We start from the raw sequence: 12,057 nt of genomic DNA on the forward strand, positions 1-12,057 counted from the left end.
AAGTACAAATGCAAAATTTTGGTTTGGTATTGCGATCTCTCCAAGAGAAAAAAGTTAGAGCGCGCGAAAATACTTGTGGGTTAGCGTGAGTATGCAAGATCTCAACACGTCTGGTCAGCGATTTAGCATTTTTCTGGCCGTGCTGGTTATCGTGCTCCTACTTTTTTCCTTCATGACAGGATGTGAGCGCTTTGAGACGCCGGTCAGCAATTCTGGAGTCATCACAAGGGGGGGCGTAGATTTTTCGCTTACTCTACGCCGAAGTGAGTTATCGCCAGGCGATACGCTTAGTGGTTCTTTTACGGTTACGAATCGTTCAAGTGCAACACAGCGCTTCAACTTTCGGACTTCTTGTCAGTTAGGTGTGCGCCTAAGTTCAAATGAACGAATCTGGGTAGAACTTCCTGAGGTCTGTGCGCGAGTTCTAACGAACTTTGAATTGCGTCCAAGTGAAAGTCGAGCCATTGTCTTTCAGTTCCCGCTGCGTCGGCCACACACAGGCGAATTGCTGCCACGCGGAGAGTATGTGGTAGAAGCGTTTTTGTTAGATAACAATTCGCCCGTGCTGCACCACAGCGTGCGTGTGCAGTAATGCAGTGCTGTTAGCACAGTAAGTTTTGCTGTTCTTTGTGCTTTTGTTCTTTGCATGTGGAAACACTCTGATACAAAGGAGTGTGCTTTATGAAACCAAGCAAACCCTGCTGTACAGCGTCTTGCGCCTCCGCTGTGCAGTAGGGTTTCCTTATTTTCACACTTACTGCTTTGCCAAGTTAAAGCAGGAGTCCTAACCCCATTGCCCATCGCCATCGTGGGGCTTGGTTTTGCAAAAACCCGACGACACCATCGACTCGAATGAGCCCCAAAATGCCACCGATACCTAACCCCGCTTCGCCATACAGCTTTGACGCTTCGCCTTGCCAAATGCTGGCGATGCCACTGCGCACAATCAGTTGAATATTCTCTTTCTCGAGAAACTCTATCCCTAAAATCTCAAACGGCACAGATTGAAAATTATGCTCTACAATAAGTGAGGCTATACTTGTGCCAATATATTCTTTTTCTGCGACCCCAATCAGCACATTTGAAAATGCAAGTCCACCTACTGGGGCTTCAACGGAGAAATATCGCTGTGGCGGCAATCTGGGTCCGAAAAATGTGCCTGCCTCGAGCTGAAAGGCAAAGTAAGGCGAGAGAAATCGTTCTGTAAAGAAACTGCGAACGCGCAGCGTGCCTATCACCCACACCCGCGTAAAATCAAATGCACTGCCCAGGGCCGACGATGTGTGCTCAATTTGCGCAAACAGTGTAGGTTGCCCAAAGAAAGCGGAAAATGGCGTGCCGTAGTTGAACTCAAAGAGCAGACTGCGCATCAAGCCATCTTGAATGGGCGGATTCTCTCTGAAAGTTTGCGATGCCAACCAATTAAACCAGCGATGCCCGGGGGGCACAATAGGCATCGTGCGTTGCATTTCATTGAGAAAACTTAGCATATAGCGAAAGCGTGAATTCGGCGCATAGCGCGCTGAGAGTTTGAAGCCTTCTGCGCTGAAATAATTGTGATAATCGCGTCGTTCAAATAGTCCAAGCAGCGCATTTGCAAGTGGGAATATTCCGTTGTGCTCCGGTGTGAAGGCGGTCGTGCGGTAGAGTTCTAGCCCAAGACTCCATCGGCGATCTTTATCAAACCATTGTTCTGCACCCAGCGTCCAGAGCCACTCTTGTCGCTCTGTCCCGTAGCCAAGCGAACCTTTGAGTGCGGTGAGCGCTGTCAGCGAATCGAGTTGCAATTTGCCGCCCACAAAGAAGCCTTCAACACGATTGAAGCGAATGTCGGGCAAATTTGCAAGATGTCCCAGCCAGCCGCTTGGAGGCGCCGATGCCGCGCCAAGACGGGCACCGAGCCCTCTGGGCTGAAACTGCGACTGCAAGGTCTTTGAGCTATCGAGGGTTTGATAGGCCCGTACTTCTTCGTCAGTTAGGGCTACAAACTCGCGGGCTTGCCAAAATGTGGAATCAAACTTTTCCGCTTCAGCCGCCTTCGTGACAAGCCGCTTTTCAAACACCGTGTCTGGCACAGGCTCATTGATGATGTAGCGGTAAATCGCCGTCGTTTGCGTAAACGAAATGCGCGGCAGTTCAACAAAGCCGCTTGCAATTGAGACCTTCAAGCTGCCTTCCAAAAATTGTGTAGCAGGCAACCAAAATGCATTGCCTGCACGATCGTGATACAATTCTTGCGTTTGCTTGTAGGAGAGTTTGATGTCTTTGACATAGGGTAATTTGAATCCTGAGCGATTCGGCACAAGGTCAGCCGCAACGAGCGCATAAGTATTTGCTGCAATTTTAATCGTACCTGCAAAAAGCGGAATGAAGTTGTTCTTGGCGTTGAGTTTGATTGTGAATATCTCGCCGATGTCACTTTGCGTTGTCTCCACAAGCTCAAAGCTGTAGCAAGAAAATGCATCATTAGCCAGCGGACTAACGAAGCGATTGCCGACAATTGAGATGCGTTCTTCGGAAAAGTCCAGAATCCCGCGAATACCTGCCGCAATGGTTACACCTGCTTGCAGTTGCGCCTTGATATTCTCTGTGATGCGCTCTTGCACAACCACTTCACGCAGCGTATCACCTCTGCGCCAGTAGCCTTTAGCAAATGTTTCTGTGATACCAGCAATGCTCGTGTCGCTGCGTGTGAGGCGTTTGGTGTAGGCTTCAAGCTCGTAGGTAAAGAGCGAATCGCGCTGCCGTTTCTTTTCACGAATCGCACGCTTCATAATCGTGGTCACAAGGTCTTCGCCTGCATCGACTACAATTTCTGCAGTGCGTACTTCACCTTCCGACAGTGCAAAATTTTTCTCGAGCGGCAGTGCAATGGCTACTTGCTCAACCTGCGTTTTGTAGCCCAAGTAACTGACTTCCACCACATAACGTCCCATCGGCAATGCGATTCGATATCGCCCCTCACTGTTGGATTTTGCACCACGAATAACATTGCCATTTGCATCTTTGACCTTGATTGTTGCACCTGCAAGTGCTTCGCCTGTCTTTTTTATCTGTAATTCGTCCATACAGTGCCGGTTCAGTCTGAGCAAACAGCGGAAGTGTAATGAGCCAGAAGACACAGGCAAGCGCAAAATAGTTCATAGCAGCAGGTTATGGGATTTTATCGAAGTCAAGATCAAGGATTGGAAATTTTTTCCAGTCAGGGTCATCAAAGTGCCACCATTCGCTCGGGTTTGGAATAAAGCCTTCAGCGGTCATGGCATCATGCAAAAATTTTGCGGTTGCGCAGTTGATGTTCAGGCAAGTTCATGTAATCGCTGCGCGCTTCTTTGACGAAAGCATCGTACTCGGTTGGCATTTCTAATTCGTTACCGTCTTTATCGACCAGTGTTACATCTACGGCAGAGCCACGGTTGTGTTTGGAGCCTTTGCGTGGGTCAGCCACGAAGGTTGGATTCGGCACAACTTTCCAGAGTTCCCACTGCGCTGAGAGTGGTCGATACGCATCATAGATTTTGAGCCCGTAGCCTTGTCTTTCTAGGCGCTCTTGCACACGCGAGAGCCGCTCAGCAACACTGCGCTGCAAGAGACATCGCGCTGATGTATAGACAGCTTTTTTCATGAAGTTATTCGTTGTAGCATAGCGCATCTCTACCAAAATGCGCGGGTTGATTTTCTGCACATCAACCAAATCGTGCCTGACATTTTGTGCAAGAGCAGAGACAGAGTACGAGATAACAAATAGGCTTGTCACGAGCGTTAAGTGAGTTTTGAGCATAACAATGCTTTTCAGTTTCAGGTTTCAGACATTTGTTTTATTTTCGCCCGCATTTTTCTCAAAAAACTTTCAGTGTAGAGAAACGCAAAGAGAGATTTAGTTTAACCATCTTGTCAAACACAATCGTTCAAACAAAACCATGGAGCGCACCTTAGCGATTATCAAGCCTGATAGCGTCCGCAAAAAAGTGGTCGGCGCAATTATTGACAAAATTGAGCGCGCTGGCTTCGAAGTTATAGCAATGAAATACACACGCCTTACGAAAGCTACTGCTGGAGAGTTCTATGCTGTGCATAAAGAGCGTGGATTTTACAACGATTGGTAGAGTTTATGGCATCAGGTGTGTGCGTCCCCATGATTTTGCAGAAAGAAAATGCAGTTGCCGCCTTCCGCGAACTCATTGGTGCCACTGACCCAGCTAAAGCCGCCGAAGGCACCATCCGAAGACTCTACGCAACTAATGTTGGCGAAAATGCTATTCATGGCTCTGATTCTGTAGAGAATGCTAAAATTGAGATAGCATTTTTCTTTTCAACACAAGAACTTGTGAGCTTACACGCTTAACTGACTTGAGCCAGCACATCGGGCGTAATTGTGTCTAAGCCTTTCTTTTGCGCATAAAGTTCAGCTTTGGTTTTCAACTCACGGCTAAATGAAATCTGCGAAATAAATGGTGCACGGCGTGTCATCTCGGCGAGCATCTCGCTTGCTTCTTTTGTCCAAATGAATTTCTTTTCAGGCTGCACAAACTCAATGTTCTGCTTGTGCGATGGTAGAAATTGAAACAGCACATCGTAAAGGATATTGACAATTTCTTGCACAAGATAGGTTGCGCCCGCAAAGCCCATGTAAGGTGTGCCCAGCGCGCGTCTGACAAAGGGACCCGGATAGGCTGACTGCATGAAGTAAGTCTTTGCGCCTACTTCCGCCAGATACATTTTATCGACAATTCTGCCGAACATGATTTGCGGCGGCTTGCTCTGCAGTCTCTGGCGAATCTCGCTGTTATCTGCTTTTGCGGATTCTTCAGCAAAGTAGCACGTCATGCCTAGTTCATCAGCCAGCAATGTTCGCAGTCCCTTCGCATAAGTGCGTGCGGCACACACAGCAAACGTTACTGTCGGGAACCATTCTGACTGCGGTCCGCGCCAAAGATCCCAGATGAGTTTCAGTGTGGTTTGCTTTTCGCGCTTGATAAAGGCTTCAGCGGTTTCGGATGTGCCAAGTAAGGTGCCTAACGCTCTCACAAAGGCTTCGGTTGCATAGAGCCCAAACGGTGCGTAGAGAATTGGACGACCGAGGCGCTCTGCAAGCGAACGACCAAATTCTTCATACATCACCACAATCACATCGCTGTGCTTGAGTTCAGAAATCTCTGCCAGCTTCGACTCCATTGGGAAGACTTTTTTTACAGTGCCACCTGCTCCTTGAATGAGGCGCTTGACTTCCGCCAAGTCCGATGGCGAGTTGAAACAGCCATAGGTTGGACCAATAATGCTCACTGTGCCTTTTTGCACGCGTGCTGGTTTGCGATCGTCGTACTCGTCAAAACACCAAGCTAAGACACGGTCGCGTCCTTGCCACTCATCTTCCAGTAGTGAATTGGATGGAAAAACTTGACGTCGGGGTATTTTGCTGCAAGCATCTGCGTATGATCGGCACCGATCATTTCACTCTCAGCCGTCGACATCACAATTAGCGTTTTGCCTGTGCCCAGCAATTTCTCAATGGTCTGTTGCGTAATGTTAGCTGTGCCGCTGCTGGAAATGGCTTGCTCGGTCAAATCGGTCGGCGTGAAATTGCGCAGATAGGGAATTGCATCGGTGTAATCTATGACAGCAACTCCTACAAGATTGTAGCAGCCTATTGGCGCATCGGCAATAAGGTGCACATCAGACAGTGTCCCCAGTGTATTAACAGCTGCCCAATATGCACTGGTTGTGGATTCATCACGAATGATTTTCGGCATACTTCAAAACTCCTGAAATCTAATTAATGTAAATGCATGTTGGAAAATACAACTCTCAGAGCGTGATTTTCACGCTATAGAAGCTAAAAGTTTAAGTCTTGTGTCAACTTTGTGTATTTTGTGTAGATGATTACAGCCTCTGCCACCTCTTGGAACGGCAGTCAAGATTTAAACAATTTTTTCTGAGTAAGATGTCGCGTTCTTCTGGTCCTGATCTTCCACCTGCAAAGCTCAATAGAGAATCGCTCAAAGAAGCTGCAGCGCTGTTTCGCTATGTGCTGCCCTATCGCGTGAAATTTGTAGTCGCACTTGTTGCCTTACTTTTTTCAAGTTTGCTTGGGTTAGTCTTTCCGTATGTAACGGGTCAACTGATTGATGGTGCACTCGGTGGTACACAAGAAGGATTCTTCGGTGATATTGACCACATTGCCATTACACTCTTCGTTGCACTTGGTGCACAAGCGGCGTTCGGATACTTTCAATCGCTGTGGTTTGTTGAGGTTGGCGAGCGCAGCCTAAATGATTTGCGGCGTGAGAGTTACTCAAAAATTATCTCATTGCCAATGGCATTCTTTGCACAGCGCCGCGTCGGTGAGCTCACCAGCCGTCTTTCTGCTGACCTTACACAACTGCAAGAGACCTTGACTTCCACACTGGCACAATTGCTGCGCCAAGCCACGATTCTTATTGGCGGACTTGTACTTATCTTTTATACCTCGGTCAAATTAACCCTGGTGATGCTGCTCTCGCTGCCCGTTCTAATTGCGCTGGCAGTGTATTTTGGGCGCAAGATTCGACAACTTTCACGCCAAGCACAAGATAAGTTAGCCGATAGCAACACCGTTGTCGAAGAAACGCTGCAAGGCATTACGAATGTCAAGGCGTTTGCTAACGAAGCCTATGAAATCAATCGCTATCGCCATGCGGTTGAAGTCTATCTTACCACAGTCTTGCGTAATGCGCGCTTTCGTGGAGCTTTCTTTTCCCTGATTATCTTCGGTCTTTTTAGTGCAATTATTTTGGTGCTCTGGGTTGGGGCGCGTTTTTGTGCAAGCTGGCGAACTGACGGTCGGTGAGCTGACTTCATTTATTCTTTACACAACCTTTGTCGGTGCCGCCATGGGCAGTTTTGCCGAACTCTATAGCCAAGTGCAGAGAACCGTTGGCGCCACCGAACGCATTCGCGAAATTTTGCGCGAACCTTCGGAAGAGATTGATCTCTCACCTCGCACCATGTCTTACGCACAGCAGTTGCCCCGTTTGCGTGGTGAAGTAGAGTTTGAGCACGTTGAGTTTAGCTATCCCACACGCAAGGAAGTGAAAGTGTTGAAAGGCGTGTCGTTTTCGGCAAAGTCTGGAGAGCGTGTTGCATTTGTCGGTCCTTCTGGTGCAGGTAAGTCAACAATTGTTAGTCTTATTTTACGCTTCTACACGCCCGATGCTGGGCGCATTTTGATTGATGGACGTGATAGCCGCGAGTATCCTTTGACGGCGCTGCGCAATCAAATGTCTATTGTGCCGCAAGATGTCATGCTCTTTGGCGGCACTATTGCTGAGAATATCGCCTATGGCAATCCTCAGGCAAGTGAAGCCGAGATTATTGCTGCTGCCAAGCAAGCACATGCTCACGAATTTATCTCGGCGTTTCCAGAAGGTTACAAGACGCTGGTTGGCGAGCGCGGCATTAAACTTTCAGGTGGGCAGCGTCAGCGTATTGCAATTGCACGTGCTATTTTGAAAAATCCTGCAATTCTTATCTTAGATGAAGCCACCAGTTCGCTCGACTCTGAATCGGAGCGACTGGTGCAAGAGGCGCTTCAAACCTTGATGCTAGGACGCACAACATTCATCATTGCACATCGGCTCTCGACCGTGCGCACAGCAGACAAGATTATTGTCGTTAAAGACGGGCAGGTGATTGAACAAGGGACGCATCAAGATTTGATGGAGCTCGAAAACGGCGTATATCGCAATCTTTCCGAGTTGCAGTTCGACCTAAGTTAAGTACAGACGCTTCCATCATTCCCTTCCTGCTTTGTGTCATCATAAGTTACTTGCATCACAGCTCAGGAGTTAGAAATTCTATAGACTTGCGCCATTGATGACCAACATGGTGCAGATGTGTGCATCGTAATTTGAACACCAGAAAGTCAAAGTTGTATGAGCAAAGCCGTTTCTATATGCGCGCTGATGTGGCTCTTTGTGCAGCACAGTCTCTCTGCACAACAGCAGCAAACTGAACTTTACTCTAGTTTTTTGTACAGTGCCACAGATAGTGCACGTGTGCAAGTGCTCAATGCTCTTGCAACCAAACATCGCCAGCAGGGACATTACCGCTTGGCAGATAGCCTTGCACAAGCGGCTTTATCTTTGGCAGAACAAATCTCCTACAAAACAGGTATTGCACAGTCTTATGACAATTTGGGCACCATTGCTTTTGTACGTGGTCGCTATCGCACAGCTTTTACACACTATCAAAAAGCCCTTGCACTTAAGCATGAACTCGGCGACCAGCGTGGTATTGCTAATACGCTTGCTAACATTGCGGTGCTCTATCGCTCCGAAGGCAAATACGCCGATGCTTTAGACTATCATCTGCAGGCGCTTCGACTTTTTGAATTCACTGGCGACCAGCGCGGTATTGCTAACGCTTACGATAATATTGCACAGATGTACCAATCACAGGGAGAGTATGATAAAGCCTTGCAGTATTATCAGCATGCTGCAGAGATTAAGGAGCGGTATGGCGACAAGTGGGCTCTTGCTGTTACACAAGATCACATTGGCAATCTTTACCTTTCGCAGCAAAAATATGCTGAAGCGATTGATTACCACATTCGCGCCTTAAAAGTGCGCGCCGATCTCGGCGATAAATCTGGCGTTACTGCCTCGTTTAGTCATATTGCCGATATTTATGAACAACAAGGCAAATACATTGATGCACTGGACTATCACTTCACAGTGCTTAAACTCAAAACCGACATGGGCGATATGCACGGCTTGCCTTCTACACTGCTTAACATCGGACGCATTTACCGTCTGCAAAACCGTCTGCCCGACGCACTCTCCTACACGCTCAAAAGTCTTGATGCCGCAAAAAGCATTGATGCAAAGCCTGATCTCAAAGAGGCTTACTATCAACTCTATATGATTTACATGCGCATGAAGAACACCTCGGAAGCACTTGCAGCATACACACAATACACCGCTTACAAGGACTCAATTTTCACTTTGCAATCGGCTAAACGCATTGCCGAACTCAAAGAGTATTATGAGGCTGAACAGCGTCAGAAAGAAATTGAACTCTTGCAGCGCGATAAAGAACTCCAACAAGCGACACTCCGCGAAAAGGAACAATCCATTGAGCTTTTGGAAAAATCGCAGCAGGTTAAATCCTTGCAACTCAAGCAGCGCGATGTTACTATCAAACTCATTCAAGAAAAACGCCTGAGCGAGATTGCGCAGTTAGAAAAAGAAAAAACAGAACAAGCCTTGCGCATCAAAGAGCAAGAAGCCGAACGGGAAAGACAAAGTCGCGAAATTGAGCTCTTAGCCAAAACCAACAAGGTCAAAGAACTTGAAGCCGAACGTCAGCGCTTGCTCTTTATCGGTGGCATTAGTTTGGCGTTGCTCGTCATTATAGCTGGCAGCGTGGTGATGCATCAGCAGCATCGTGCTGCAAAAGCCTTAGAGGAAAAAACGTGCCTCATCGAACAGCAGAATCTTGAGTTGCAGCGTCAAAAAATTATTGTGGAACGACAACGTGATGAACTTGCTGAAGCAAATAGACTTAAAAACGAATTTCTTGCTATTGCTGCACACGACCTCAAAAATCCCCTGCAAACCGTGATGGGCTTTGCCTCACTGCTTGTAGAAGAAGAAACTCAAAATGCAGAAGCCAAAGAAATGGCAAGTATGATCATGCGCTCTTCGCAACGCATGCATAAACTCATCATCGATCTTCTGGAAGTAGCAGCACAAGACGCTGGTAAAACACAGTTAGAAAAATCTTTTATCAACATCTCTGATTTAATCACGTCGGTCGTGCATGAAAATCTGCCGAATGCTCAAGCTAAAGCGCAAACCATACATCTGCTTGTAGAACCGCACATCTTAGCGGAAGTCGATGCCATAAAAGTTCGACAGGTTCTCGATAACCTTGTGAGCAACGCTATCAAGTATTCACCATTTGGCAAAGCCATTACAGTCACATGTAAGAAAAGTCCAGCTAACACTACAGAAGACTTCAGACACGAGCAGGCATCTAAACCAGCACTTACATCTCAACCTACAGTTCTCATCTCTGTGAAAGATGAAGGACAGGGACTAAGCGAAGATGACCTCAAGCGTCTTTTCCTCAAATTCCAACGCCTCTCGGCTAAACCAACTGGCGGCGAGAGTTCCACAGGATTAGGTCTCTCAATTGCAAAGCATTTTGTAGAACTTCACGGCGGGAAAATCTGGGCAGAATCTGCAGGTAAAGGCAAAGGCGCTACATTTTTTGTCGAGTTGCCTATCTCACTGCACAATCAAGAGCGGTTCTTGCCCCAAAGGTCTGCCGAATCAGAATGATGCCGCAAGATTGCAGTCCAGCGTGTATCTTTGCACTCGTTGTTTAATTGCATTTTTGCCGACATCATCTTGACATGAGCGTCAAACTTCGCCTTGCACAGCACGATTGCACCCTTGCAAACTTTGCAGAAAATCTCAACAAGCATATTGCCTTATGCGAGCAAGCAATTCGTGATGGTGTGGAATTCATTGCCTTTCCTGAACTTTCACTCACTGGCTATCTGGTTCAGGACGCCGCACAAGACCTTGCTATGCCTATCAGCGATGCACGCTTGCAACCCCTGCGAGAACTTTCCAAACATATTTCCATTCTTTGCGGTGGCATTGAACTCTCTGATGATTTTGCTGTCTATAACTCCGCTTTCTTTTTTGAAGACGGTATAGGCAAAACCGTTCATCGCAAAATCTACCTGCCAACCTACGGCATGTTCGAAGAACTGCGCTACTTTCACGCTGGTCAACGCATCGAACCATTTGAATCACGTCGGCTAGGCAAAGTGGGTATTGCTATCTGTGAGGACAACTGGCACGTGAGTGTGCCGCTGCTGCATGCCTTACAAGGCGCAAAAGTCATTGTCTCTATGGTTAATAGCCCTTTGCGTATTGATTTTGCAAAAGGCGAGATTGCTGTGGCAGGTATTTGGCAACGTCTGACCCGCACCTATGCTGAACTCTTTTCCGTCTATGTCGTCTTTGTCAGCCGTGTAGGCAACGAAGATGGCTTGTCGTACTGGGGTGGCTCAGAAGTTATTTCGCCAGAAGGCATACAGGTCGCTGCTCTGCCACGATTTGCAGAAGCTACATTAGACTGTGAGATTAACCTTAATGCGGTCAAGCGCGCACGCCTGCGTTCCTCACATTTCCTCGATGAAGATGTGCGACTGATTGCCGCCGAATTACAGCGCATTCTGAACAAGGCTTGATTAAGCCACTGTTACTCAAACTTCTTGACAGTCGGTCGGTGCAGACTCTGACGCGATGCCGGATTAGGCTGCATCGGCGCACGTCGACGCTCAAGACGCGATTTTCTATCGACTACATAGATTGTCACCTCAATTTCATCTTCGGAGTATCCCGCCGCTTGTGCAGCAGCTAACACCGCTTTGCAAGTCGCCTCGCTAAGGAGTATCCTGATTGTGCCTGTAGTTTGAAAGTAAAAATAATCTGCACGGTAGGTAGAATCACTTGCAGCAGGCAACGCACTTTCCATTGCCTTGTTCGGCTGCACCGTGCATAAAACTGCAAGTAACGCTAGCACAATAATCGTAGCCAGAGTGTATCTCATATCTCAAAAGCCAAGTGGATTAACAAAGTTCAGCAGAGAAAATAAAGAGTCTCTCTCTAATTAGAAATGCTCGCATTCACCCTTTGCTGCACGAAATTTCCCTTGACTGCTTGCTGCACTCGTGCTTAAGCTGATTTCTCTCACAAGCCATATTTCACTACACTGTTTCACAGTTGCTGCAATTTTGCGTGCATCGTTTATATTTCCTTTCACAGCCCGCGATGTCAACGCTCTTTTGATTTCAGCAAAATTATTTCAATTAAACTAACTATGACGACAGAAACGCTTGCTTCACAAACCCTGAACGGCACTTCACTTCACAACGGCACCGCACAAACCAATCCGCTTCGCACAAGGCGCGACTTTGACGAAATGCGCAAAGCCTGCGAAAAAGATTTAGGCAAATTTCATGGCGATATCGCTAAACGCGAAAATTCACTGGTTCGACCC

At 47.4% G+C, this 12,057-nt stretch carries 6 protein-coding genes and 4 pseudogenes; 6 read left to right on the forward strand and 4 right to left on the reverse strand.

Annotation, left to right across the window (positions count from 1 at the left end):
* The first annotated feature begins 91 nt into the window (after positions 1–91).
* Entirely contained in the window at positions 92–592 is a 501-nt protein-coding gene (locus CMR00_07355; protein ID PIO48021.1) for a hypothetical protein, read from the forward strand.
* A 178-nt stretch (positions 593–770) separates the two neighbouring features.
* Here the strand turns inward: CMR00_07355 and CMR00_07360 are convergent, their stop codons facing one another.
* Positions 771–3,068 carry a hypothetical protein gene (locus CMR00_07360; protein PIO48022.1) on the reverse strand — a complete coding sequence of 766 codons (2,298 nt, stop codon included), beginning with the start codon at positions 3,066–3,068 and terminating at the stop codon, positions 771–773.
* Between the two features lie 85 nt (positions 3,069–3,153).
* Positions 3,154–3,781 (reverse strand): annotated as a pseudogene (locus CMR00_07365) (D-alanyl-D-alanine dipeptidase).
* Positions 3,782–3,920: 139 nt separating this feature from the next.
* Between CMR00_07365 and CMR00_07370 the strand changes: the two are divergent.
* Positions 3,921–4,345, forward strand: a pseudogene (locus tag CMR00_07370) (nucleoside-diphosphate kinase).
* Here the strand turns inward: CMR00_07370 and bchZ are convergent.
* A pseudogene (gene bchZ / locus CMR00_07375) lies at positions 4,342–5,750 on the reverse strand (chlorophyllide a reductase subunit Z). The pseudogenes CMR00_07370 and bchZ overlap by 4 nt on opposite strands.
* 191 nt (positions 5,751–5,941) lie before the next feature.
* Between bchZ and CMR00_07380 the strand changes: the two are divergent.
* The 3 genes and pseudogenes from CMR00_07380 (at position 5,942) to CMR00_07390 (ending at position 11,245) form a co-directional block, all read left to right on the forward strand.
* A pseudogene (locus tag CMR00_07380) lies at positions 5,942–7,754 on the forward strand (multidrug ABC transporter ATP-binding protein).
* Positions 7,755–7,910: 156 nt separating this feature from the next.
* Positions 7,911–10,322 (forward strand): hypothetical protein, encoded by a 2,412-nt coding sequence (locus tag CMR00_07385; protein ID PIO48023.1) that lies wholly within the window; start codon positions 7,911–7,913, stop codon positions 10,320–10,322.
* Between the two features lie 74 nt (positions 10,323–10,396).
* Positions 10,397–11,245, forward strand: a complete 849-nt coding sequence (locus CMR00_07390; GenBank protein ID PIO48024.1) for an acyltransferase — start codon at positions 10,397–10,399, stop codon at positions 11,243–11,245.
* Positions 11,246–11,256: 11 nt separating this feature from the next.
* Here CMR00_07390 and CMR00_07395 read toward each other — a convergent pair whose 3' ends face one another.
* A complete protein-coding gene (locus CMR00_07395) occupies positions 11,257–11,532 on the reverse strand; it encodes a hypothetical protein (protein PIO48025.1) in 276 nt (91 codons plus the stop codon).
* Between the two features lie 345 nt (positions 11,533–11,877).
* Between CMR00_07395 and CMR00_07400 the strand changes: the two genes are divergently transcribed.
* Positions 11,878–12,057, forward strand: a 180-nt coding sequence (locus tag CMR00_07400; GenBank protein PIO48026.1) for a hypothetical protein, incomplete at its 3' end; no start/stop codon positions are given.

It is taken from the genome of [Chlorobium] sp. 445 (assembly GCA_002763895.1).
In the GTDB taxonomy this organism is placed as follows: Bacteria; Bacteroidota; Chlorobiia; order Chlorobiales; family Thermochlorobacteraceae; genus Thermochlorobacter.

Coding starts and splice junctions, on each gene's coding strand:
- CMR00_07355 (PIO48021.1), top strand. CDS start 92: ATGCAAGATCTCAACACGTCTGGTCAGCGATTTAGCATTTTTCTGGCC.
- CMR00_07360 (PIO48022.1), bottom strand. CDS start 3,068: ATGGACGAATTACAGATAAAAAAGACAGGCGAAGCACTTGCAGGTGCA.
- CMR00_07385 (PIO48023.1), top strand. CDS start 7,911: ATGAGCAAAGCCGTTTCTATATGCGCGCTGATGTGGCTCTTTGTGCAG.
- CMR00_07390 (PIO48024.1), top strand. CDS start 10,397: ATGAGCGTCAAACTTCGCCTTGCACAGCACGATTGCACCCTTGCAAAC.
- CMR00_07395 (PIO48025.1), bottom strand. CDS start 11,532: ATGGAAAGTGCGTTGCCTGCTGCAAGTGATTCTACCTACCGTGCAGAT.